This is a genomic window from Sorangium sp. So ce1014 (assembly GCF_051521505.1).
GTDB lineage: Bacteria > Myxococcota_A > Polyangia > Polyangiales > Polyangiaceae > Sorangium.
The window spans coordinates 8,912,161-8,936,392 of the sequence record NZ_CP150356.1 but is presented as its reverse complement, the minus strand read 5'-3'; the positions used below and the strand labels follow the sequence as shown (position 1 = coordinate 8,936,392).

Genomic DNA, 24,232 nt, shown 5'->3' with positions numbered 1-24,232 from the left:
GGCAAAACCGGAGAGAGCGGCGCCGCGCGCTGAACACGAGCGCTCCGCGAGGCGCTCAATGCGCTCGAACACGCGTTGAGCGAGCGCGAACGCCGGCCCGGTGGCGCGTCGCGCGAGCGGCGTATCCCCCACACGAGCTCCGCGGCGCGAGCGCCGTCGCGGCGCCGGCGGCCGTCCAGCGACTCACGACGTGCTCGGGACAGCGCGTCAACCGCCGGAGGCCGCGTCGGCCGTGTCGAGCGCCGCGGCGGGCACGAGGCTCGAGACGGGGCTCCCCCCGGCGGCCTCCGCGCCGAGGAAGGCCCGCAGCTCGGCGAGCAGCGGCCGCGACGCGCCCACGAAGGGCAGGTGATCGTCGCCCGGCAGCTCGACATAGCGCGCGCCGCGGAGGCGGGCGGCGAGATCGCGCCCGGCCGCCGCGGGGACGGCCCGATCGCCGGCCCGGTGCAGCACCAGCGACGGGGCGCTCACCTGGCCCAGCGCGGACCGGATGTCGGCCGCCGCGTGGGCCCGGAGCATGCGCGCCGCCCCGGTCGGGCTCGCGCCGTGGCGCAGGTACGCGGCCCAGGAGCGCCGGAACGCGCCGTCCTGCGCGGCCGAGGGGGCGAGTCGATCGAGGAAGAGCGGCTCGCCCCAGCCGCTCCGCAGCGCGCGCTCGGCCTCCTCGACGCCGTCGCCGGCGAGGCCGAAGAGGCACCCGGGCCAGGCCGCCATCTGCGCCGCGCTCCCGAGCGCGACAAGCGCGCGCGCCCGCGCCGGGTGCGCCGCCGCGAGCAGCGCGCACGGCGCGAAGCCGCCGCCGACGCCGAGGAGCGCCGCCCGCTCCACGCCGGCCGCGTCCAGCACGGCGAGCAGATCCTCCGCCTGCTGCTCGGCAGGCGCGCCGGCGCCCTCGCGCTCGCTCATGCCGGTGCCGCGCTGATCGAGCACGATGAGCCGCGCCCCCGCGCCGAGCTCGGCGAAGAACCGGGACATGCGCGCGTCCTCCCACGCGGCCTCCACGTGCGTCACCCACCCCTGGACGAGCACAAGATCGAGCGGCCCGTCGCCCACGGCCCTGTAGGCCAGGCTCGCGTCCGCGCTCGTGGCGAACCGGGTCTCCGCCGCGCGCAGCTGCGCCGGCGCCCGCGTCGAGGAGACGGCCGCCTCCCGCGCGGCCTCGAGCCCGCGCCGCATCGCCTCGGCGAGCTGCGCGTACGCGCCCGCCCACGCCCGCGCGGTGGCGGGCGCCCACGCGTCGCCCTCCAGCTCCTCGAGCGCCTCGAGCAGCGCCCGGCCCACGGCGTCGAAGTGCTCGGGCAGCGCGGCGTAGGACGCGTGGCGGCGGCCGAGCGCCTCGAGCATCTCGACCAGCTTGTCCGGCGCGCGCAGGTTGTCGATCACGAGCTGCAGCGCCGCGGCGAGCTTGAGCCGCTGCTCGCGCATGTCCGGCGGGAACAGCGCCCGGAGCGCCGGCTCGCGGGCGAAGAGCCGCTCGTAGAAGCGCGTCACGAGCTCCTCGGCGCGCGGCGCGAGGCGCGCGAAGGAGGCGCTCACGACGTCCGCGTCCGTCTCCCGCGCCCCCGCGCTCGCAGGCCCGGAGCGCACGATGTGGAACGCCCGGCAGAGCGCCTCGGTCTCCTCGAGCGCGGCCTGCACCTCCTCGGCCGACGCGAAGCGCGCATCGGGATCGCGCAGGACGCAGCGATCGATGATCGCCGCGAGCATCTCCGGGATCTCGGGGCAGAGCGAGCGCAGCGGCGGGAGCGCCCGCGCCGTCACCCAGCTGGCGATGGCGTGCACGTCGAGCCCCGCGTGGGGCAGCCGGCCCACGCACAGCTCGTAGAGGACCAGCCCGAGCGCGTAGACGTCGGAGTGGAGCGTGCCGGCGGTCCCGGTCCAGAGCTCCGGCGCGAGGTAGAGCGGCGTGCCCATCATCATGCCGCCGTCGGTCAGGCCGGCGGTCTCCAGCGCGCTGAACGCGCGGGCCTCCACGGGGATGGCGGTCGTCACCGCCGATGCGTCCGCGGGCGCCCAGCGCGCGGGCGCGGCGGGGACCCTCGGCGCGGGGCGCCCCGCGCCGAGGCCGCCTTCGGCGGGCTGGTCGACGAGCTTGGCGAGCCCGAAGTCGAGCAGCTTCACCTCGCCGCTCGCGTCGAGCATCACGTTCGCCGGCTTGATGTCGCGGTGCAGGACGCCCCGGCGGTGCGCCGCGGCGAGCCCGCGCGCGAGGCCGAGCGCGATGCGCAGCGCGGCCGGCCACGGGACCGGCTTCGAGAGCAGCTCGAGCGGCTCGCCCTCGACGAACTCGTAGGCGATGTACGGCCGCCCGCGCACCTCGCCGATCCGGAAGACGGCGACGACGTTGGGGTGCTGGAGGCGCGCGATCGCGCGGGCCTCGACGCGCAGCCGCTCGATGGTCTTCGGATCGGGGTTGTCCGCGGCGACGAACTTGAGCGCGACGGGCCGGTCGAGGACGTCGTCGTGGGCGAGGTACACCTGCCCCATGCCCCCGCGGCCGAGCGGCCTGATCACGCGGTAGTCGCCGAAGGCGGAGGGCGGCGCCCACGGCTCCGAGGACGACGGCGGCGGCTCTTCCTTGTCGGAGCACCGCTGCGTGGTGGGGAGGAGGAGCGGCGCGCCGACGTCGCTCTCGCTCGGGGGCACCGAGATCAGGGCGCGGCAGTCGGCGCAGCCGTCCACGTGCCCGCGGACCTCCTCCGCGGCCTCGTGCGGGAGGTTGCCCTCGAGCCAGGCGGCCAGGGCGTCTTCGGACGGGCACGGGCTCATCTGCTGCGGTTCTCCGGAGCGGCATTCTCCATGCACGCCGTGGTCTGCGCAATGGCCGCGCGGGCTCTGCCGCGTCGCGCTGCCCCGCCGCCGTCGCGCGACGGCGCCCGTCTGTCCCGGCCGCGCCGTGTCAACGCGCGGCGCCGACCGGCGCAGGAGCGCGCTGGCGGAGCGCACGTGAGGGAGGGTCGGCTGTGGAGGAGGGCCGGCTGTGGACTGATGCGGCCGGGGTGTCACGATCCGGAATTCTATGAGCGAGCCGAAGGCACCGCCGAGCCCAGCGCCCCGGTCGGAGACGGTGCGGCACACACTCCTGGAGGAGCTCCGCAGGGGCGCCGCGACCGCATGGGAGCTCTCCACCCGACTCGGGCTGCGCGAGCGCGACGTGACGCCGCACCTCGAGCACCTCGCGCGCTCGCTGCGCGCGCGCGGCGAGCGGCTCTCGGTGACGCCGGCGCACTGCCTGCGGTGCGGCTACGCGTTCGACGAGCGGCGCTCGCTCGCGAAGCCGAGCCGCTGCCCGGCGTGCCGGGGGGAGCGCATCGAGGCGCCGCGTTTCCGGGTCGACACCGGCGGCGGGTGACGCTCCCGGCGGCCGCTCACAGCGCCGGCCGGTCGAGCGGCTCGGGGCGCCTCCGCTGCGCGGCGCGGGCCTCCACCTCGCCGAGCAGGCGCGGGCCCGCGCGCTCGCCCGCGCCGGCGAAGAACGCGCGGGCCCGGGCGAGGTCGCCGTGCGCCGCGTAGAGCTCGACGAGCTCTCGCTCCGCGGCCTCGTCGATCGTCGCCTCGAGCGAGCCCGCGGGCGCGGGGCCGAGCCGCACGATCGCGCGCAGCGCCCCCAGGGCCTCCTTGACGGCGTCTCTGCCGCCGAGCCCCCGCAGGCTCCACGACTTCACATAGAGCGCGCGCTTTCGCAGCGCCGCGCCCGCGGCGCCGCCGAGCGCGCCGTCGCAGGCGCTCACGGCCTCGTCGAGGCGCCCCGCCGCGAACGCCAGGTTGGCCAGCGCGAGGTGGGCCTCGGGCGCCTCGCGCGACGCCGGGTGCTCGAGGGCGAGCTGGCGCAGCCGCGCCTCGGCGCCGCGCAGGTCCCCGCTGTCCTGGAGCGCCAGCGCGAGCCCGAGGAGCGCCGGGGGCCGCTGCTTCGCCGCGCGCAGCGCCGGCGCGTCGACGAGCGCGGCGTAGGCCGCCGCGGTCCTCGCCAGCACCCGCGCCGCCTCTGCCTCGAGCGCCGCCCGCCGCGTCTCGGCGCGCTCGCCCGCGGCGCCGGCCTCCGCGGCTTCATCGAGCACGAAGAGCTGCACGCCGATCACGCGGCGGCGGCTCGCCAGCGATTCCGCTTCGCGCAAGAGCGGCTCCGCCGCCGCGCTCGCGCCGGGGGCCGCGTCTGGGCCGGGGGCCGCTGCGCGCGCGCCCGCGCCTGGGGCCGCGCCTCCGCCGGCGCGCGCCGGAGCTCCCTGCGCGGCGCACGCCGCCGAGGCGAGGGCGAGCGCCGCGACGGCGGCGAGCCGCCGCGCCGCCCCCCTGCGCGGTTCCGTGAAACTCCCGGCGGCCTTCGCTGCGCGCTTCAGCACCCGTGACACTCCCTCTCCCTCGTGAGCCGACGGCGGCAGACGACGCGAAGCGCCGCGCGCCTCGGCGAGCCGAACGGCGCGGGAAGATAGCGGCGTGCGCCCCCGGGACCAGGCCAATCCGCGGCGAGCGCGCCGATTCTCGCCCTGAACCGCGCGGAGATCAGGGCCTTTCGAGCGCCCTGCGCGGCGGACCACACGCGGCGCGTGAGGCGGAGCGAGGCGCCGCCGAGCCCACGCCGGGAGCGCGCGCCGCCTCGGCCCATCCATTGCGTCTTGGCCTTCATCTTCCCCGTCCGAGCCGTCGCTTCACACCCGGCGGGGAACGCACCGAGATGGAGAGTCACGACATGGCGACAAAAGGGAACTGCATCCCGTTCACGATTCCCACGATGCCGCGCCTCGGGCTCGCCGACATCGAGGACCGCCTCAGGCGCCTTTCGCTCCTGATGTACGACACGAGCGTTCCGCTCGCGACGCTGGAGAAGGAGGTCTATCCCTACCTCGCCCCTGGCATCGAGTTCGTCAATCCGTGGCGGCGCGTCCGCGGCGTCGAGACGTACCAGGTCGACCTCTGCGGAGCTCGAGGCGGCGCCCGTTTCGACCTCGACATCTCCCAGCTGAGCGTCCGGCTCTGCGAGCGGCGCGACGCGGGCCGCGCCCTCGTGGACAGCACCCTCTACCTGAGGCTGTTCCCGCGCTGCGCGTACGCCGTGCGGATGATCCTGACCTACGAGTTCGACATGATCGATGGAGGCGAGAGCTTCAAGGTCACGCGCCACGAGGAGAGCTGGCGTATCGGGGACCTCCTCCGGAACGCCCCGCTGATCGGCCGCTCCTACGATGTCTTCCGGTCCTGCTCGGGTTACCTCTTCACCGGGGCGGTGCTCCTGTCCCGCGCCCTCGCCGGCCGACCGGCCGGCCCCGAGGCCGCGCGGGATGCGCCGGCGCCCTCGCGCTGACCTCGCGCTGGGGGGCGCGCGGGCGTTCCGCTTGACGAGCTCAGCTCGCCGCGATACGACTCTCCTCGTGAGCCACCCTCTCACCGCGACCACGACGACCACGACCCGCACCGGCGGGCTGGGTCTCGTGTGCATGCGGTGAGCTGACGATCACACGAGAAACCAAGCCCCGCCGGGATCCGGACGGGGCACGTCGCTTTGCAGCGCTCCGTCTGGCCGGCCACCGCCGACGGAGACTGACATGCTCGACGAAGACGATCATCGCTATCTAGGCCAGCGCCTCGACCTGTTCCACCTGCAGGAGGAGGCGCCCGGCATGGTGTTCTGGCACGCGCGCGGCTTCACGCTCTATCGCCTCCTGGAGGAGGCGGTCCGGCGCCAGATGATGCGTGACAGCTATCGAGAGGTCCGCACCCCGCTGATCCTGCGGCAGGCGATCTGGAAGACCAGCGGCCACTGGGACAACTTCTCTTCCAACATGTTCCGGCTGTCCGAGGAGGATCACGCCGCCGCCATCAAGCCCGTGAACTGCCCGGGTCACATGCAGATCGTGGCGCGCATGGCGCCGTCGTACCGGGATCTGCCGCTGCGGATCGGCGAGCTCGGCATGGTGCACAGGGACGAGCCGAGCGGCACGCTGCACGGCCTCTTCCGCCTGCGGCAGTTCACCCAGGACGACGGCCACATCTTCTGTGTCGAGGAGCAGATCGAGGCCGAGGTCGTGCGTTTCGCGAGCGCGCTCCGCGACTTCTATGCCGGCTTCGGCTTCCAGGACATGGCGGTCGGCTTCTCGACCCGCCCCGCCGAGCGCCACGGGAGCGACGCGGTGTGGGACCGGGCGGAGGCGGCGCTGTCCGCCGCGGCGAGGAGCGCTGGGCTCGAGTACCGGTTGCAGCCCGGGGAAGGGGCCTTCTACGGGCCCAAGCTCGAGTTCGTGCTGCGCGACCGGCTCGGGCGGAGCTGGCAATGCGGGACGATCCAGCTCGATCTCGTGCTGCCGGAGCGCTTCGATATCACCTATGTCGACGCGTCGGGCGCGCGCCGGCGCCCCGCCATCCTCCACCGCGCGTTGTTCGGCAGCGTGGAGCGCTTCCTCGGCATCCTGCTCGAACATTACCGGGGCGCGCTGCCGCTCTGGCTATCGCCCGAGCAGGTCGTCGTCGCGCCGGTGACAGGCGCGCAGCGAGCTTATGCCGAGGAGGTCCTCCAGCGCCTCCAGCAGAAGGGGGTGCGCGCGATCCTCGACGCGGGCGACGATACGCTGTCGCGGAAGATCGCCCTCGCGCACGCGGCCTCGATCCCCCTCGTGGCGGTGGTCGGCAAGCGCGAGGCCGAGCGCCGCTCCGTGGCGCTCCGGGAGCGCGAGGGCGGACAGCAGCGCGAGCTCCCGCTCGACGAGGCGGTCGTCGAGGTCGTGCGGCGGTGTGAGCCGCAGGCCTGAGCGCGCGCCGGCGATCTCCCGGAACCGCTCAGGCGGACGCGGTGCTCCAGGGCGCCGCGCCCCCGCCCGCAGCGCGGTGCCCCATGGGCTTCTCCTGAGCGCCGCTCGCCGGCCTCCCCCGCGCATCGCGGGCCGGGGGCGCGCCGCGACGCTCATCGAACGATCGCCTGCTGCCGGTCGCGAAGGCCCGCGCTGCGGCGCCGCTCCACGAGGAGCGGCAATCCGTCCCGCGGCACGAGCGCCCGCCGGCCGCCGACGCCCGCCTCGTACCCGGCCGGCAGCTCGAACCGGAAATCCCGCACCAGCGCCGCCAGCATGAGCTTCATCTGCAGAACCGCGGTCCGCTCGCCGATGCACTTGCGCATCCCGAGCCCGAACGGAAGGTACGCCGCCGACGGGCGCTCCACGTGCCACGGCGAGCCCGGCAGAAAGCGCTCCGGGAGAAACGTCTCTGGATCGTTCCAGTATTGAGGGAGCCGCTGCACGACATAGGGGCTCACGAGGACCTCGTTTCCCGCGCTCACCGCGTGCGGCCCGTGGCGGAACTCCCTCCGCGCCTCGCGCGCCAGCACCCATACAGGCGGGTGCAGCCGCAACGTCTCCAGCACCACCGCCGACAGCAGCGGGGCGCGCTCCACCTCCGCTCCCCGCGCGCCGATCGCGTCGAGCTCCTCCTCGAGGCGACTCCGTACCTCCGGGCGCTGCGCGAGCTCGCAGAGCGCCCACGCCGATGCGGCGGCCGTCGGCACGTGCGTCACAAGCATCATGACGATCTCGTCGATCAGGGCCTGTTCGTCCATCTGGCCGGCGTCCACCGCGCGCACGAGCGGATCCAGCAGATCGATGGAGCCGGGGTTCCCTGCGGCCCTGCGGTGCTCCGCCGCCTTCAGGATGGACGCCGCGAGCGCCTCCCTGGCCCGGTCATACGCCGCCTCGTCGTCCGCGGCGTGCCCGAGCCACGCCTCCACCCGGGGCAGCTCGGTCGCGATGTGCTCCACGACCCGCTCTCCCGCGTCCCCGAGGAGCAGCATCGACGCGCTCCGCAGGGCGACGTCCTCGAGCACCGGCAGCACCGCGCGCGTCTCGCCTGCGCGCAGGCGCCCGAGCGCCTCGCGCACGACGCGCTCGGCGCCGTCGGCGCGCGCGAGGACCGCCTCCCGCTGAAACGCCGGCGCGAGGGCCCGCCGGCGCTCCAGGTGCTCGCTCCCCTCGAGGCGGGCGACGCTCTTTGGATAGGCGTCCTGCATCCGGTGCGGCGGCGTCTTGTCCGTGAAGCCTTCCCGGTCCGAGAACACCCCCTGGATCGCGGCCGGATCCGAGACGGCAAAGCACGCCTGTAGCCCCAGCCGGAACCGGAAGAAATCGCCGTATGCCAGGGTGCCCTCGAGCAGGAAGGCGAGGGGATCCGCGCGGAACTCCGGCCAGGAGCCGTGCAAAGGGTGCCCTTTCGGACCGGGGGATCGGATCATGGCCAGCTCTCCTCGCTCGAGGGCGCGCGCGTGGTGTTCAGGAAGGCAGCAGAGCGCCGGCGTCCGAGGGCGCGCGGAGGCTCAGGTACACCGCCGCGTGGCTCAGGTCCGAGGGCGCGCGGAGGCTCAGATAGATCACCGGATAACCGAAGTCATAGGCCGAGGCGCTGGGCTCCGCGCGCACGTGCTCCTCGTAAGCCCTCGTGAGCTCCTGCGCGGTGCACGAGCAGCCCGCCTTGGCGGCGATCGCGAGGATGCGCGTCATGTCCCCGTCCGCCTCGGCCATCGCCTCCGCGAGGCGCTCGTCCACCTCGACCCGCGCCAGGAACGCGCGCGCGTCGCTCCTCTTCGCGTCTCCTGCCCTCATCCCGTGGTTCATGCTCGAAAAACCGGTCGTAGCGAGTTGTCCGTCCATGGGCGCAAGACCTCCTTCAGGGTCTCTTGAGGCCACGGAACCATGGCGGCGGCGTGCCGCGCGCGGTCCGTCGTCTCCCCTCCCCAAAGCAGGTCCCGCGCCAGCGCCGCGGGCGCGCAAAATGGCCGATGAGGGCGGCCCTCGCGGGGCCCGTTGCGCGCGCCTTCGCGCGAGTTGCGTGCGAGTTGCGCGAGCGCTCGCGCAACTCGCGCAGCCGCTCCTCCCTGGACCGCCCCTGGGGCCCGCGGTGCTGCCGGCCCTTGCTCACCGAGCCGATCGAGCACCGCGGGGAGGGCCCGGCCGTGGAGGGGGCGGACGGCGGGCTCGTCCGACCTCGGCCCGGGATGCCGCTCCGGAGAGGCCGGACCGGCTTGTGATCCGGGCGAACGGCTCCAGGTTGTCCTTCCATACCCACTGCACGAGGAGAGCCATGCTGCAAAAGCCCATCGAAGGTGCGTGTTTTCTGTGCGAGACCGGCGCGGCGCGCTGGAACGATCCGGCAGCCGCCGGGGATCCTGCCGAGGCAGGCCACGAGAGGGAGGGCCTCGCGCGGCGGCTCGACGAGCTGAGGAGCGGGCGGTGCACCCCCGAGGAGCTCCGGTCCCACCTCCTGCAGATGTGCGCGATGTGCCAGAAGGTGCTGATGGATGTGGGCGAGGGCGCGACGAAGGAGGACGTCATCTCCCGGCTCGAGTACCGCGTCGCGCGCCTGCGGGACGTGGCGCGCGCCGAGGGCGGCGCCGCGGGCTGAAGCCGCCGCGCGTCCGTCAATGCCGCGCGCCGCGCGCCGCACGCGCGCGACTCAGCGGGCGGACAGATCCGGGCGCCGGTCGCGGAAGAGAGGAGCGCGAGCGAGCAGGAGACCGACGTGCAGGCGAGGCGACAAGGACGGATCACGACCGTCCTTGTTCATGCGATCTCGCGCGGCGCCGCGAGCGCGCTCGTGCCGTCCGGACATCGCGGCGGCGACGGCGACGCGCCGCACGGAATGGCGGGCGTGCCGCGCGGAACCGAGCGAGCGGCGCCGGGGAATTCGCGTGCGGGGAGGCCGGATCACCCACTACGCTGGGCACCTCCTCGAACCGCGAAGGTTGCCATGAGCGATGACATCGTCGAGCTGACCACGAAGCACACGTACGGTACCTGGCGCGCCCAGCGCGGCTGGAAGCCGATCCACGTCACCCGCGCGGAGGGCTGCGCGTTCTGGGATGCGTCCGGCAAGCGCTACCTGGACCTGTCCTCGCAGCTCATCTGCTCGAACCTCGGACACCAGAACGAGGCCGTGATCGAGGCGATCTGCGCGCAGGCGAGGCAGCTCGCCTACATCAGCCCGGCGCACACGTGCGAGGTGCGGGTGAGGGCGGCGCAGAAGCTCCTGGAGGTGATGCCGAAGGGGCTCGACAAGTTCTTCTTCGCGACGTCGGGCACGGAGGCGAACGAGGCGGCGTTCAAGATGGCGCGGCTCTACACGGGCAAGCACAAGATCATCGCGCGCTACACGTCGTACCACGGCTCGACGGCGGGCTCGATCGCCGCGACGGGCGACTTCCGCCGCTGGTTCGTCGAGCCGGCGGGCAAGATCCCGGGCGTGGTGTTCGGCCCGGAGGTGAACTGCTATCGCTGCCCGCTCGGCCGGAGCTACCCCGAGTGCGGCGTCGCGTGCGCCGACTACCTGGCTTACATGATCGACCACGAGGAGAACGTGGCGGCGGTGCTCGTCGAGCCGATCGTGGGCACGAACGGCGTCCTCATCCCGCCGCCCGAGTACCTGCCGCGGCTCGCCGAGGTCGCGCGGAAGCGCGGCGTGCTCCTGATCGCCGACGAGGTGATGAGCGGCTGGGGCAGGACCGGAAAGTGGTTTGCGGTCGATCACTGGGGGGTGGTGCCGGACATCCTGACGACCGCGAAGGGCGTGACGAACGCGGCCGCGCCGCTCGGGGTCGTGGCGACGTCCCGCGCGATCGCGGACTACTTCGATGACAACATGTTCCCTCACGGCCACACCTACGAGGCCCACCCGCTCACGCTGGCCCCGGTGGTCGCCGCGATCGACGAGTATCGCCGGCTGGACCTCCTGAACCGCGCGACGAAGATGGGAGAGATCGTGGGCGAGAAGCTCCGCGCCCTCAAGGAGAAGCACCCCTCGATCGGCGATGTGCGCGGGATCGGCCTGTTCTGGGCGGTGGAGCTCGTGAAGGACCGCGCGACGAAGGAGCCGTTCAATGTGCCGCAGGACAAGGCGGCCCGGCGGCCCCTCGTGGTCGACGCGGTGGTCGCCGAGGCGGCGAAGCGCGGCGTGTCGCTCATGGGGTGGGTGAGCCACCTGCTCGTGGCGCCGCCGCTCATCATCAGCGAGGCGGAGATCGAGGAGGGGATCGCGGCGCTCGACGCGGCGCTCGACGTCGCCGACCAGAAGCTCTCGGCCTGAGGCGCTCCGGGGGCCCGGCGATCCCCCGCGGCTGTCGGGCCCGGCTGGCCCGACAGCCGCGGGGGATCGGGCTGCCGTGCTATGCTCGCCGTATGATGGCACGCACGAACGGCTTGCCGACCCGTCCGCCCCGGAACACGGGGCCGATCGAGCTGCGGGACTTCGGGCCGAACGGCCGCCGGCTGGGTACGCCCGACGACTGTCACGACGGCAGCCCGTGGGAGCTGCACCGCGGGGAGCTGATCGAGCAGATGGGGAGCAAGGACATCCATGGCATCGTGATGGCCCTCCTCGCCGCCCTGTTCCGCACGCACGCGCGCAAGGGGTTCACGGTGATGACGGACGTGTACTGCGACCTCAGCGATCCGGCGGGGCCGTCGCTCCGGGCGCCGGACGTGGTGGTCGTGGGCGACCTCTCGTCGCCGCGGAACGACGCCTACCGCGGCACCCCGGTGCTGGCCGTGGAGATCCGGGGCACGCAGTCGAAGCGCTACCTCGAGGAGAAGGTGAAGCTCTACCTGGAGCACGAGTGGCCGTGGGTGTGGATCGCGCACGCGGAGCGGCGGGAGCTCGAGGTCGTGCGGCCGGGGACGGCGTCGATCACCTACCGGCTGGGCACCGAGGTGCCGCTCCTGCCGGAGCTGGGCAAGCACGGCCTCGGCGCCGTGCCGGTCGCGGCGCTGTTCGAGGAGCGCGACGCGTCGCGGTTCACGGACGAGTGGGTCGAGGTGCGCGCCCAGTCGCGCACCCAGTCGCGCGCGATCCTCGCGGTGCTCTCGGCGCGGGGGCTCGCGGTGCCCGAGGCGGTGCGGGCCCGGGTGCTCGCGTGCGAGGACCCGGCGGCGCTGGAGCGATGGCTGACCAGCGCGGCGACGGCGGCGAGCGGGGCGGCGTTCGCGGCGGCGGTGGACCGAGGGTGACGCCGGCGGCCGTCACCGGCCCGAGGGGGCCGGCGGCGGCGCCGAGCCGCGAGCGCACGCGGCGGCGCGCCCGAGGAGCAGCTCGCGCTCGCGTGCGTTGCGCGTGAGCGACGCGGCGCGCTCGAACTCCGCGCGCGCCTCACCGAGGCGGCCGAGCTTCGCGAGGAGGTCGCCGCGCACGCTCGGCAGGAGGTGGTAGCCCTCGAGCGCGCGCTCCGAGGCCAGCGCATCGACGGCGGCGAGGCCCGCCGCCGGGCCGAGCGCCATCGAGAGCGCGACGGCGCGGTTCAGCTCGACGATGGGCGACGGCGTGACCTGGGCGAGCGCCGCGTAGAGCGCCGCGATGCGCGCCCAGTCCGTCTCCGCCGCCGTGCGCGCCCGCGCGTGGCAGGCGGCGATCGCGGCCTGGAGCGCGTAGGGCCCGTGCGCGCCGCCGAGCTGCTCTGCGCGGGCGAGCGCCGCGAGGCCGCGCCGGATCAGGAGGTGATCCCAGCGGGCGCGGTTCTGATCCAGGAGCAGGATGGGCTGCCCCGACGGGCCGACCCGCGTCCCGGTGCGCGACGCCTGGATCTCCATGAGCGCGACGAGGCCGTGGACCTCCGGCTCCTCGGGGACGAGCTCGGCCAGGATGCGGCCGAGGCGGAGCGCGTCCTCGCAGAGGGCAGGCCGCATCCAGTCGTCGCCGGCGGTCGCCGAGTAGCCCTCGTTGAAGACGAGGTAGACGACCTGGAGGACCGACGACAGGCGGGGGGCGAGGTCGGCCCCGCGGGGGACCTCGAAGGGGACGCGCGCCTCGGCGAGGGTCCGCTTGGCCCGGACGATGCGCTGGGCGACGGTCGGCTCCGGGACGAGGAACGCGCGCGCGATCTCCTCGGTCGTCAGGCCTCCGAGCAGGCGGAGCGTGAGCGCCACCTGCGCCTCGGTCGAGAGGACCGGGTGGCAGGCGGTGAACACGAGGCGCAGGAGGTCGTCACCGACATCGTCGTCGAGCGCGGCCTCCAGGTCGGGCGCGGCCATCGCGCGCTGGGCCTCGAGCTCGTGGCCGAGCTCCTCGTGCTTGCGCTCGAGCCGCTTGCTCCGGCGGAGCTCGTCGATGGCGCGACGCTTCGCGGTGGCCATGAGCCACGCGCCCGGGTTGTCCGGGACGCCCGACTCCGGCCACCGCTCGAGCGCGGTGACGAGCGCGTCCTGCGCGAGCTCCTCGGCGAGGCCGACGTCGCGCACCATCCGCGCGAGGCCGGCGATGAGCCTCGCCGACTCGATCCGGAAGACCGCGTGGATCGCGCGATGCGCGTCGGGAGCCGTCACGGCGCTCGATCAGAGCACCTTCCTCCGCCGGCGCAAGCCCGAGCGCGCTGCGGCTATTTCTTCGCCTCCACCTGCGCCCGCAGGCGCTCGTCCTGCTCCCTGAGCTCGGGCGTGAGCTGGGGGCCGAAGTCCTCCATCTCGAACACCTGGCGGATCTCGATCTCGGACTCCTCGTACATGGGGTTGGGACAGCGCTTCACCCACTCGATGGCCTCTTCCTTCGAGCTCACCTTCCAGATCCAGAAGCCGGCGATCAGCTCCTTTGTCTCGGCGAAGGGCCCGTCGATCACGGTCCTCTTCTCGCCCGAGAACCGGACGCGCGCGCCCTTCGCGCTCGGGTGGAGCCCGTCGCCCGCGACGATCACGCCGGCCTTCACCAGCTCCTCGTTGAACTTCCCCATCTCGGTGAGGAGCTGCTCGCTCGGCATGACGCCCGCTTCGCTGTCCTTGGTGGCCTTGATCAGGATCATGAATCGCATGGTCGTGTCTCCTTGCTTCCGGGTGGAAGCCGGGCTTCCGGAGGGGCTCCGGCGGGGGTGAACCCTGGCTTCACCGTCACGACGAACAGAGGGCCACGGGATCGACACGCCGGGCGAGCTTTTTTTCAATTCGCCATAACCAATTGAAATTGTTGGTAATTTGTCAGATCGCCCGCCCTCCGCCCCGGGCCGGGAGCTCAGAAGCGGCTGCGCAGCAGCGCGCCGCCGCCGCCCGGCAGGATCGCGGGCGCGAGGGCGATCGAGGTGCGCTGCTCTGGCGCCGTCAGGAGGAGCACAAGGCCAGCGCCGATCCCCGCGAGGCCGATCGCGCCGAGCACGGTGCTCGTGGTGGTGAGCGTCTGGCCGCGGGAGCTGATCGACATGCCCTCGTCGCTGCACCGCGAGGGATCCGGGCACTCCTTCTCGAGATCGCCCATCGCGCCGATCGCGAGACCGCCCGTGATGAAGCTCCCACCCAGGGCCGCGACGCCGACGCCGCCGACCACGAAGGCGAGCGTCCGCCGCGCGCTGGAGGCGGGCAAGGGCGAGGCGTCCGGGGGAGGAGAGGGGGCCCGCGCCGCGTCGGACACGCGGTCCGGGGGCGGCGCGGCGGCGGCCGGCGGCGGCTCGAGACGCACGTCCTTGCGCGCCCCCTCGGCGACCGATACGCGCGCCTCGGCCTGCCTGCCGTCCGCCCATCGCGCGACGATCACGTGGTCCCCGGGATCGACCGGGAGCTCGCTGCCAAGGCTGGCCTGCGGCATCGCGGCCCGATCGAGCAGCACCTCCGAGGGCGCCGGCGCGCCGTCCGCGAGCTGGATGACCAGCCTGGGTAGACGCGGCTCGAGCTCCGCGATGCGCTGCTGGGTGATGGGCAGACGGGGGTCGTCGGGCGTTAGCTGTGTGATGAGCTCCTTGTAGTGCTGTGTTGCGCTGGCGAACCGCCCGAGCTCAACCTCGCACTGCGCGAGGTTGAACAGGGTGCCGCGAGCCGGATACGTTTCCTGGCTCTTACGGAAGAGCGGAATCGCACGGACGCAGTCCCGCGCCTCCAGGGCTGCGCGGCCCTGCTCGAAGAGCGCCTGCGCGTCGGCCGCTTTGGAGCTCTTGGGCTGCGCGGCGGCCGCGTGGCTCATCGCGCAAACGAGGGAGAGCGACAGGATGCCACGGCCCGCAGCGGGAACTCTTGCTTGCTTCGTCAAGGCCATATACTCCCTGGATCCACAGGTGTCTTCGGTGGGCTGGTCGTCGATCGTGAAGGCGCCCTGGCTGAGGGGGCGGCGCTTGCACGCGGCTTCGGCGCCGCGGACGCTGGTGCTGTCGGGGAAGGTGCCGGCTCCGCCGCGACCTCGACGGAGACGCTCGCGGCGGGCGTCCGGCTGGGCGGCGCTGGCGCCGGGGGCGCGGTCTCGGTGGGAGCCTCGGTGGCTGTCACCGTCACCGCGCTGGCCGCGCCGGGGGACGCAGACGGGGGCTCAGGCGCTGCGATCGAGGTCACGGGCGCGTTGCCGTTCACGGGCCCGCTCGCCGTCAGCCGCCACGCAAGGACGAACCCGGCCAGCAGGCACACGCCGGCGGCGCCGGCGAGCAGCGCCACGCGGCTGCGTGGCTTGCTGGTCCGCGTGGTGCTGCCCCAGGAGGCGTGGGGCAGCGTCGCGTGCGCCGTCCCCGCCGCCTCGCTGCCGGGCGACGACGGCGTGCCCGGGGGAGCCGGCATGGGAGCCGTCGTCGCGGCCTCGGGCGCCCCGACCCACGAGGGCGACGACGCGCCGACCGCACGGGGCGCCACGGTGGGCGCGGCCTCGGCCGGCGAGGAGCCGGCGCGGGGGGCGGGCTCCGGCAGGAGCCGATCGATGCTCTCGAAGGAGAGCCTCGCGCGATACGTCCCGAAAGGCGCGAGCACGCGGGCGATCTCGGTCACGCTCTGGACGCGGGCGTTCGGGTCCTTCACGAGGCATCGGCTCACGAGCGCCGCGACGGCCGGGGGCACGTCCGGCCGCAGCGCCATGACCGAGGTGGGCGTGTCGATCATGATGGCCGCCGTGACGGCGGTCATGCTGTCGCCCTCGAACGGGTGCCGCCCCGTGAGCATGCGATACAGGATCACGCCCAGGGCCCAGATGTCCGTGCGCACATCCGCGTATTTCAGGCTGCGAATCTGCTCGGGCGACATGTAATGGATGGAGCCCATGATGAGGCCAGTCGCGGTCAGGCTCGCCTCCTTGACGGAATCGCCGGTGGCGATGAACTTCGACAGGCCGAAGTCGAGCACCTTGAGGAGGGGAGTCCCGTCGGGGCGGCGGGTGAGGAAGAGGTTCTTCGGCTTGAGGTCGCGGTGGATGATGCCGCGCGCGTGGGCCTCGGCGATCGCCTCGCAGGCCTGGAGGAGGTAGTCGGTGGCCTCGACGAGCGGGAGGGTGCCGCGGGTCTGGAGCACCTGGCCGAGATCGTCGCCGGTCAGGTGCTCCAGCACCATGTAGGCCGCGCCCGAGTCCAGCGCGCCGACGTCGAGGACGCGCGCGATGTGCTGCCCGTCGAGGGCGGCGGCGGCGCGGGCCTCGCGGAGGAAGCGGGCGCCGGCGTCGGGGAGCGCGGCGGCCTCGGGGAGGAGGAACTTGACGGCGACGCGGCGCTCCAGGACGAGGTGCCACGCCGCGAGGACCACGCCCATGCCGCCGGCTCCAAGGACGCGCTCGATGCGGTACTTGCCCGCGAGGACGTCGCCGGGCGCGGGGACGCCGGAAGGAACGGCGGGTTGCTGCGGCATGGTGAGCGGAGAGCGTAGCGGGCAGGTGGCGCAGAGTACAAGAGGCGCACGGCCCTCGGGGAGAAGGGCGGGAGGGCGGCGCCGCGATGATAGGCGGGGACGGACGGCGGCCCTGGAAGCGCTTTGCGGGAGGGGCTATGGCTGGGTAGAGCTGACTCCGCGGGGGGATACGCGGCTGCCGCGCCCCCCGCCTCGCCGGAAGGCGGCGATTACGGCTCGGTGCCGAGCGGCGCGGCGGCCTTCTTCTGCTGGAGCCGGTGCTTGACGGCCCCGAAGATGACCGGCGCCACCGAGACGAAGATGATCAGGTAAACGACCCGCTCGATCTGCTTCGCGTCGAAGACCTTGCCAAGGAAGTACCCGAGGAAGGTCATCGAGAAGACCCAGAGAACGCCGCCCACCACATTGAACATCGCGAAGCGCCGGTACGCCATCTGCCCCACGCCCGCGACCACCGGGGCGAACGTCCGGGCGAACGGCATGAAGCGCGCGAGGATGATCGTCTTGCCGCCATGCTTCTCGTAGAACTTCTGCGTCGCGATCAGGTGATCCTTGCGGAACAGGAGCGACTGCTCGCGCGTGAAGATCTTCGGCCCGGCGCGCCGCCCGATCGAGAAGCCCACCGCGTCGCCGATGATCGCCATCGCCATCAGCGTGACGTTCATCAGGAGCAGGTTCTGGAAGTTCGTCAGATTGAGAGGGTTGATGAGCCCCGCATTGACGAGCACCCCGGCCGTGACGAGCAGCGAGTCCCCCGGGAGGAAGAACCCGATGAGCAGCCCCGTCTCGGCAAAGATGATGATCATCAGGACGGGGTAGCCGCCCCACTCGAGGAGCGACTCGAGCTCCCTCAGCCTGCTGAAAAATTCACGGAGGAGTTCCACGCCCGCTCGATAGCTCACCTCGGCGGCCGCGTCGAACCCCGCGTGCGCCCCTGCCAGGGCGCCCGCCGCCGGCGTCCAGCGCTGTCGTGTTCCCACGGGCGCCGCCGGCCCGCGCGGCAGCTCCGCGCGGCGCGAGAGGCCTCGCCGCCTCGCCGGGCCTCTCCAGCGCCCCGGGGGCGAGCTCCCTGGCCTCGCTCCCCGGAAATCCACCGGGGGGGCGAGCGCGCGGCCGCGCCGGTTGACCGCGCCGGCGGTGGCCGCGCGCGCTACGGCGCATAGCGCGCCAGGTACTCCTTGAGGTGCAGCTTCCGGGCGGTGTTCTCGGACGACATGTAACGTATCGTGCCGAAGATCTCGCGCTCCGGACCCCAGGCCCGATCGTAGCGGCCGAGCACCCAGAAGATGCCCGAGGTGGAGTTCGGGTCGCGGCCGTCGAGCGCATACCGGTCGTTGAGCTCGATCATGACCTCGAGCGCCTCGCGCGGCGTCCGCGACCACTCCAGGATCTTCTTGCCCCAGAGCATGCGCAGGTAGTTGTGGATTCGACCCTCGCGGAGGAGCTCGACCTGCGACGCGTTCCAGATCCGGTCGTGGGTCGCCCCGGCCGCGAGCGCCTCGATCGGGTAGACGCGCGGGCGCCTGTCGCGCGCGTGCTTCTCGAGCGTCGCGAGCGCCCAGTCCGGGAGAGACTCGTAGTCGGTCGGATCGCGCTTCCACGAGAGGCGCGGCCCGTCTCCCTCGCTCGCGCCGAGCGCGAAGGCGTTGAACCCGAGCTCCCGCCAGGTGACGAGCTGCTCGAGGAACGCCTCGGCCGAGGCGCTCATCCCCCAGAACCCCTCGCGGCTGCCGCTCGGCCTCCGGACGCCGTCGTCGGGGCGGCCGAGCCGCTCGGCGCGGAAGCCCTCGCGCCGGGCGACGGCGGCGAAGACCTCGTGCGCCGCGAGGTGGCCGAAATGCAGGTACGGCGACAGGCCGCTCGCCACGCCCGCGTCGGGGTGATCGCGCTCGTCCAGGTAGCGCGGGAGCCGCTCCGAGACGAAGCGCGCGAGCTCCTTGCCCGCCGTCTCCGGGCCGCCCCGGCGCGGCACCGGCGGGACGGCGTGATCGATGGGGAGCGCCGAGAGCGCGGCAGGGTCGCCCCCGAGCAGCGCCGGCGAGGCCGCGGGCCACCGCCGCGCGATCGCGCGGGGGAGGGGAGCCGCCGGTCGGAGCTTCGCCTTCCTCAGCGGATCGACCGCCGGCTGCGCGCCGAGGTGCTCGCCGATCACCCGGTGCCAGAAGATGCGGAACGAGCGCGCGGTCGTGAACACCCGATCGGCCGCGCGGATCGGCAAGAGGCCGTTCGAGTCCACCTGCTCCAGGCGGACCGGCACCTGCCGCGCCGCCGAGGCGACCATCCGGGGGAGAAAGAAGCACGGATAGTCGTCCGTCACCACCACGCACGCCCGCGCCGCGAGCGCGCCGAGCAGCCCCTTGCCGGCCCCCGCGGCGGGCTCGACATAGGGGTGAGCCATGACGCCCGCCGCCGCGAGGCGGCGCGCGTTGTCGGCCATGCCGTCGATCACGAAGCGATGGATCCTGTCGCTCGCCCACCGGTGGCCGCACCGGAGCGCCTCCAGCACGACGAGCGGCCGATCGAGCTCCATCGACCAGGCGACCGCGCGCTCCAGACCGAAATTGTACCTTGTCCGGCGACTCGCGATCATCCAGTAAAGGACGTAGTCGCCGTCCTCGCGGACTGGCATCGCGTTGCGGGTGCGGAGCCGGAGCTCGGGGACGCTGCTCGAGATCACGCGACCTCCTCCACGGCCGGCCCCGCCGGCGAAGGTGGATGGGTGCTCTAGCACAGCCCGACCAGGGCGCGCAGGACACCGCCTGGCAGGATCACCTGGAACTCGCAGGATCACCTGGAAGAGGCCGCGCGCGGGCCCGGCCTCTCGGGCGTCGCCCGCGCTTGCGCCGCAGGGAGGGCGGCCTCAAGTACCGCCGCAGCCGTCATCGCTCGGCGCACGAGGCCTCGGCGCACGAGCCCGACGCGCGAGGAGGGGGCAACATGGCGCTCGATATCCTGAAAGAGCGGGGGATACCGCTCGACCGCCAGTCGTTCAACTGGCGTGATCTCGTCCAGGTGCCGTTCAGCAAGCTCGACGACGACGCCTTCACCCGGGTCCGCGTCATCCTGATGAACGGTATCGAGCTCGAGAGCGTGCGGTTCCTGCACAGCTTCGCGCGCATGAACCGGGATCTGCGGCGCGTGCTCGCCCAGGTGCGGCGCGTCGACCACCACCAGACCACGGTGGTGAACTGGCTCAACCCGCCGGATCAATCGCCGCTGGAGACCACCATCGGATACGAGCAGGTCGCCATCGAGATCACCGCGCACGCGGCGCTCTCCGAGCCGGACCCGTACCTCGCGCAGGTCTATCGTTTCGGCATGCTCGAGGACTACGACCACCTGTATCGCTACTCGGCGCTCCTGGACCGCCTGCAAGGCAAGGACGCGAACAACATCCTGCAATCGTACACCGACGTGACGGTCGGCCGCCCGACCGCGGTGGAGCACCGCGCCCCCGAGGACGACGTGCGCGCGCCCTACGACCGCCGGACCGCGAGCGCGATCACGAAGCTCAACGCGCTCACCATCATGGCCGCCGAGCAGCAGACGCACAACTACTACGTCAACGTCGGTCCGTTCTTCGCGGACCCGGTGGCGCGGCTGCTCTACGCCGAGATCGCCTCGATCGAGGAGCAGCACGTCACCCAGTACGAGGCGATGATCGACCCCGAGGAGACCTGGCTCGAGAAGTGGGTCCTGCACGAGGCCAACGAGGTCTACAACTACTGGAGCTGCCTCCAGCAGGAGCAGAACACCCGCGTGAAGCGGATCTGGGAGCGGTTCCTCGATTACGAGCTCGGGCAGCTCCACGTGGCCATCGACCACTTCAACCGGATCGAGCGGCGCGACGCGGCCGAGATCCTGCCCGCCTCGCTCCCGGACCCGGTCTCGCACAAGAGCCACCGCCAGTTCGTGCGCGACGTGCTCTCCAGGGAGGTGCACCTGCGCGCCGTCGGCGAGGCCATCGTCGACCCGAACGTGGTTCCGGAGAGCGCCGCGACGCTCGCTTACCGGCAGCAGATGAACTCCGCCGGCTCGCCCTCCGAGATCGTGGCCGCGGGATACCAGTTCACGCCGGGCACCGAGCTCTCGCGGCGCGCCGAGAAGATCGACGGACAGAAGGAGGCGACGCCATGAAGCAGATCACGATCGGGACGAACACCACCGGTATCGCGACCTCGCCCATCGACAGCAAGGAGCTCATCGAGTTCGCGCAGGCGATCCCGCCGAGCTCCCCCGGGAGCGAGGCCGACGCCGCGGCGGTCAGGGGTGAGTACGCGCGGGAGTCGGGCACCGTCGGCAGCGTGCCGCCGCCGGTGAGCCTCAAGGGCGTGGTCAAGGCGGCCGGGGAGCTCATCCAGGGCAGGCCGCCCGCGCTCCTCATCGACAAGCTCGGCGAGCGCCTCCAGTTCGAGCGCTCGGGCACGCGCCTCTACGAGGCGCTGATCGCCAAGTACGACGCGGAGGGGAGCTTCGAGGGAGGCCCGACCCGCGCCGACCTCGAGGCGATCCGCGACGACGAGCTCCGGCACTTCGCGCTGCTGAAGCGCGCGATCGAGCGGCTCGGGGCCGATCCGACCGCGATGACGCCCAGCGCCGATATGATCGGCCTGGCGTCGGCCGGCGTGCTCTCGGTCGCCGTCGAGCCGAGGATCAACTTCGGGCAGAGCCTGCAGGCGCTGCTCGTCGCCGAGCTCACGGACAACGACAGCTGGCGGATGCTCATCGACCTGGCGACCGCGTACGGCCAGGACGAGATGGCCGCCGAGTTCCGCGTGGCCGAGCAGCACGAGATGCGCCACCTCGAGCTCGTGCGCGGGTGGCTGTCCTGCAAGCTCGCGCTGGACGCGCGCGGCGAGCCCACCACCACGACGCCGCAGCAAGCCGCCTGACGCCGGCCAGGCGTGCTCCCCGGGCGATCGGGGGCGGTGGGAGGGACGCGGCCGCCGTAGACCGGCCTCCGGGATCTGGGTATGACGCTCGGGGCGCGGGCGCGGCGCATGCGGGGTGCAGCCGGCGGCTCCGCGCCCCGGATGAACCCATGGACCGACCCCTGAAGCTCCGATCGCTGTTCCTGCTGCCCCTCATCGCGCCGCTCGCCTGCGGCGGCGCTCCGGCGCCCGCGCCCGCGCCGCCCCAGCAGGCCGCCGCGCCGACCCCGGCAGCCCCGGCCGCCGCGGCGCCGGCCGCGCCGGCGAAGGCCGCGCCGCGCGCCGACGCGACGCTCCTGCCGCGGAGCATGCTCTTCGGCAACCCCGATCGCGCGTCTCCCAAGATCAGCCCGGATGGCCAGCGGCTCGCGTTCCTCGCGCCCTCGGAGGGCGTGCTCAACGTGTGGGTCGGCCCGGCCGGCGATCCGGCGGCGGCCAGGCCGGTCACGAAGGAACAGAGCCGCGGCGTGCGCACCTTCCTGTTCCCCTACGCGAGCGACTACGTCCTCTATCGCCAGGACAAGGGCGGCGACGAGAACTGGCATATCTACGCCGTCGAGCTCAAGACCGGGCAGATCAAGGATCTCACGCCCTTCGAGGGCATCGCCGCGACGTTCGAGGGGGTGAGCTCGAAGATCCCGGACGAGATCCTGATCGGCATGAACGATCGGGACAAGAAGCTCCACGACCTCTACCGCGTCTCGGTCCGCACCGGCGAGCGCAAGCTCGTGCGGCAGAACGAGGGGTTCGCGGGGTTCGTCGCCGACGACGACTTCAAGGCGCGGCTCGCGGTGCGGATGACGGCCGACGGAGGCCAGGAGTACCTCGACCTCACCGGCAAGGAGCCGAAGCCCTTCGTCGCGTTCGGGCACGAGGACGCCGCCACGAGCGACGCGATCGGCTTCGACGCGACCGGCAAGACGCTCTATTTCCGGGACAGCCGCGGCCGCGACACCTCCGCGCTCGTCGCACTCGACCCGAGGACCGCGAAGCCCGCGGTGCTCGCCGAGGACGCGAAGGCCGACGTCAGCGCGGTGATCGTCCACCCGAGGACGGGCAAGGTGCAGGCGGCGGCCTCCGAGCACGAGCGCAAGCGCTGGCACGTGGTCGACAAGAGCCTCCAGCCGGACCTCGACGCCCTCCGCGCGGTGGCCGACGGCGAGCTCGACGTGCTGAGCCGCTCGCTCGACGACAAGCGCTGGACCGTCGGTTACACCGTCTCCGACGGCCCGGCCCGGTACTACCTCTACGAGCGCGGAACGAAGAAGGCGACGTTCCTCTTCACGAACCGGACGGCGCTCGAGTCGCAGCCGCTCGTGAAGATGCGGCCCGTGGTCATCAAGGCGCGCGACGGGCTCGAGCTCGTGAGCTACCTGTCGCTCCCGCGCGCCGCCGACCCCGACGGGGACGGCACGCCGGACCGGCCGCTCTCGACCGTGCTCCTCGTGCATGGCGGCCCCTGGGCGCGCAGCTCCTTCCGCCTCGATCCGATGCACCAGTGGCTCGCGAACCGCGGCTACGCCGTGCTGAGCGCCAACTTCCGGGGCTCGACGGGGTTCGGCAAGAGGTTCGTCAACGCGGGCGACCTGGAGTGGGCGGGCAAGATGCACGACGACCTGCTCGACGCGGTGGCGTGGTCGATCGCGCAGGGCATCGCCGACAAGGATCGCGTGGCGATCATGGGCGGCAGCTACGGCGGCTACGCGACGCTCGTCGGCCTGGCCTTCACGCCCGAGACCTTCGCCTGCGGCGTCGACATCGTCGGCCCGTCGAACCTCGTGACCCTGCTCGAGTCGATCCCGCCCTACTGGGCGCCGATGCTCGAGCTCTTCGCCAAGCGGGTCGGCGACCCCCGCACCGAGGCGGGCCGCGAGCTCCTGCGCCAGCGCTCGCCGCTCCACCGCGCCGACAAGATCATGCGGCCGCTCCTCATCGGCCAGGGCGCCAACGACCCGCGCGTGAAGCAGGCCGAGAGCGATCAGATCGTCAAGGCGATGAGCAGCAAGGGGATCCCGGTGACGTACGCGCTGTACCCCGACGAGGGCCACGGCTTCGCCCGCCCGGAGAACTCCATGTCGTTCAACGCGATCGCCGAGACCTTCCTCGCGCAGTGCCTCGGCGGCTCCTACGAGCCGATCGGCGGCGACTTCCAGGGGGCGAGCGTCACCGTCCCCGTCGGCGCCGACGTCGTCCACGGCCTCGCCGCGGCGCTCCCCCGGCCCTGATCCCCCGCCTTCCGCGGCCCGCCTGTGCTCGCGCGGCGGGCCGCGCCGCGCGCCGCCGCGTCCCCGGGGCCCCGCCCCGCTACGTCTGCTGCGTCGACGCGGCCCGCGCGCGCCGCCGCGCCCCGGGCTCGTTCACCGGGGGCATGCTCGAGAGGTCGTCGAGCGTCTCCAGCAGCTGCTCCAGGTCGAACGGCTTGTTGATGATCCGCGTCGCGTCCGGGTGGTTCGGGTCGATGCAGAAGCCGGGATCGCTGAGCGCGGTCACGAGCACGACCGGCACCGCTCTCCCCTCGGCCGCGAGCGTCTCCATGAGGCGCGGCCCGTCCAGGAACGGCATCACGCAGTCGAGGACGATGACGTCCGGCAGCGCCTGGGAGCGCAGCCGCTCCAGCGCCTCGAGGGGGTCGGTGTACCCCTCGACATCATACCCTTCTGCCAGCAGCACCTCTTCCAGCGTCTCGACGATGGCGTCGTCGTCGTCGACGATGACGATGCGCCGCCGCCTTCCCCTTGTTGCTACGTCTCCCTGCTCGTCGCTCACGCTCACCTC

Annotated in this window: 20 protein-coding genes; 9 read left to right on the top strand and 11 right to left on the bottom strand. The window is 73.1% G+C overall.

The window, feature by feature from the left end:
* Window positions 1–207: 207 nt before the first annotated feature.
* On the bottom strand, window positions 208–2,769 hold the full coding sequence (locus WME75_RS33860) for an alpha/beta fold hydrolase (protein ID WP_437479490.1): 2,562 nt from the start codon (window positions 2,767–2,769) through the stop codon (window positions 208–210).
* 298 nt (window positions 2,770–3,067) lie between these two features.
* Between WME75_RS33860 and WME75_RS33855 the strand changes: the two genes are divergently transcribed.
* Entirely contained in the window at window positions 3,068–3,352 is a 285-nt protein-coding gene (locus WME75_RS33855; RefSeq protein WP_437479489.1) for a transcriptional regulator, read from the top strand.
* Window positions 3,353–3,368: 16 nt separating this feature from the next.
* On the opposite strand, the gene WME75_RS33850 is transcribed toward WME75_RS33855, so the two are convergent.
* Entirely contained in the window at window positions 3,369–4,340 is a 972-nt protein-coding gene (locus WME75_RS33850) for a hypothetical protein (protein WP_437479488.1), read from the bottom strand.
* Between the two features lie 347 nt (window positions 4,341–4,687).
* On the opposite strand from WME75_RS33850, the gene WME75_RS33845 reads away from it, so the two are divergent.
* Both WME75_RS33845 and thrS read left to right on the top strand, forming a co-directional pair.
* Window positions 4,688–5,299 (top strand): hypothetical protein, encoded by a 612-nt coding sequence (locus WME75_RS33845; RefSeq protein WP_437479487.1) that lies wholly within the window; start codon window positions 4,688–4,690, stop codon window positions 5,297–5,299.
* 241 nt (window positions 5,300–5,540) lie between these two features.
* The gene (gene thrS / locus WME75_RS33840) at window positions 5,541–6,740 is read left to right on the top strand and encodes a threonine--tRNA ligase (protein WP_437479485.1); all 1,200 of its coding nucleotides are present in this window, start codon (window positions 5,541–5,543) and stop codon (window positions 6,738–6,740) included.
* A 152-nt stretch (window positions 6,741–6,892) separates the two neighbouring features.
* On the opposite strand, the gene WME75_RS33835 is transcribed toward thrS, so the two are convergent.
* Both WME75_RS33835 and WME75_RS33830 read right to left on the bottom strand, forming a co-directional pair.
* Complete coding sequence (locus tag WME75_RS33835) at window positions 6,893–8,209, bottom strand: cytochrome P450 (protein WP_437479483.1); 1,317 nt, start codon at window positions 8,207–8,209, stop codon at window positions 6,893–6,895.
* 37 nt (window positions 8,210–8,246) lie between these two features.
* Window positions 8,247–8,576 (bottom strand): hypothetical protein, encoded by a 330-nt coding sequence (locus WME75_RS33830; RefSeq protein WP_437479481.1) that lies wholly within the window; start codon window positions 8,574–8,576, stop codon window positions 8,247–8,249.
* Window positions 8,577–9,054: 478 nt separating this feature from the next.
* On the opposite strand from WME75_RS33830, the gene WME75_RS33825 reads away from it, so the two are divergent.
* From WME75_RS33825 to WME75_RS33815, 3 genes are all read left to right on the top strand, one after another.
* Window positions 9,055–9,375, top strand: a complete 321-nt coding sequence (locus tag WME75_RS33825; protein WP_437479479.1) for a hypothetical protein — start codon at window positions 9,055–9,057, stop codon at window positions 9,373–9,375.
* A gap of 345 nt (window positions 9,376–9,720) precedes the next feature.
* Window positions 9,721–11,052, top strand: a complete 1,332-nt coding sequence (locus WME75_RS33820; RefSeq protein ID WP_437479477.1) for an aminotransferase family protein — start codon at window positions 9,721–9,723, stop codon at window positions 11,050–11,052.
* A gap of 92 nt (window positions 11,053–11,144) precedes the next feature.
* Window positions 11,145–11,972, top strand: a complete 828-nt coding sequence (locus WME75_RS33815) for a Uma2 family endonuclease (RefSeq protein ID WP_437479475.1) — start codon at window positions 11,145–11,147, stop codon at window positions 11,970–11,972.
* 12 nt (window positions 11,973–11,984) lie between these two features.
* On the opposite strand, the gene WME75_RS33810 is transcribed toward WME75_RS33815, so the two are convergent.
* The 6 genes from WME75_RS33810 to WME75_RS33785 form a co-directional block, all read right to left on the bottom strand.
* On the bottom strand, window positions 11,985–13,280 hold the full coding sequence (locus WME75_RS33810) for an RNA polymerase sigma factor (RefSeq protein WP_437479473.1): 1,296 nt from the start codon (window positions 13,278–13,280) through the stop codon (window positions 11,985–11,987).
* A gap of 53 nt (window positions 13,281–13,333) precedes the next feature.
* On the bottom strand, window positions 13,334–13,759 hold the full coding sequence (locus WME75_RS33805) for a YciI family protein (RefSeq protein WP_437479471.1): 426 nt from the start codon (window positions 13,757–13,759) through the stop codon (window positions 13,334–13,336).
* Between the two features lie 197 nt (window positions 13,760–13,956).
* The gene (locus WME75_RS33800) at window positions 13,957–14,895 is read right to left on the bottom strand and encodes a tetratricopeptide repeat protein (RefSeq protein WP_437479470.1); all 939 of its coding nucleotides are present in this window, start codon (window positions 14,893–14,895) and stop codon (window positions 13,957–13,959) included.
* Between the two features lie 62 nt (window positions 14,896–14,957).
* A complete protein-coding gene (locus tag WME75_RS33795) occupies window positions 14,958–16,526 on the bottom strand; it encodes a protein kinase domain-containing protein (RefSeq protein WP_437479468.1) in 1,569 nt (522 codons plus the stop codon).
* Window positions 16,527–16,735: 209 nt separating this feature from the next.
* Window positions 16,736–17,506: a VTT domain-containing protein gene (locus WME75_RS33790; protein WP_437479466.1), complete on the bottom strand. Its 771-nt coding sequence runs from the start codon at window positions 17,504–17,506 to the stop codon at window positions 16,736–16,738.
* A 170-nt stretch (window positions 17,507–17,676) separates the two neighbouring features.
* Entirely contained in the window at window positions 17,677–19,203 is a 1,527-nt protein-coding gene (locus WME75_RS33785) for a deoxyribodipyrimidine photolyase (protein ID WP_437479465.1), read from the bottom strand.
* Window positions 19,204–19,463: 260 nt separating this feature from the next.
* On the opposite strand from WME75_RS33785, the gene WME75_RS33780 reads away from it, so the two are divergent.
* The 3 genes from WME75_RS33780 to WME75_RS33770 all read left to right on the top strand — a co-directional run bounded on the left by WME75_RS33780 (window position 19,464) and on the right by WME75_RS33770 (window position 23,682).
* The gene (locus WME75_RS33780) at window positions 19,464–20,663 is read left to right on the top strand and encodes a hypothetical protein (protein WP_437479463.1); all 1,200 of its coding nucleotides are present in this window, start codon (window positions 19,464–19,466) and stop codon (window positions 20,661–20,663) included.
* Window positions 20,660–21,418 carry a ferritin-like domain-containing protein gene (locus tag WME75_RS33775; RefSeq protein ID WP_437479461.1) on the top strand — a complete coding sequence of 253 codons (759 nt, stop codon included), beginning with the start codon at window positions 20,660–20,662 and terminating at the stop codon, window positions 21,416–21,418. Before WME75_RS33780 ends, WME75_RS33775 begins: the two co-directional genes overlap by 4 nt.
* Before the next feature lie 149 nt (window positions 21,419–21,567).
* Complete coding sequence (locus WME75_RS33770; protein WP_437479459.1) at window positions 21,568–23,682, top strand: S9 family peptidase; 2,115 nt, start codon at window positions 21,568–21,570, stop codon at window positions 23,680–23,682.
* A gap of 79 nt (window positions 23,683–23,761) precedes the next feature.
* On the opposite strand, the gene WME75_RS33765 is transcribed toward WME75_RS33770, so the two are convergent.
* Window positions 23,762–24,223, bottom strand: coding sequence for a response regulator (locus WME75_RS33765; RefSeq protein WP_437479457.1), 462 nt, complete (start codon window positions 24,221–24,223; stop codon window positions 23,762–23,764).
* Between the last annotated feature and the right edge of the window lie 9 nt (window positions 24,224–24,232).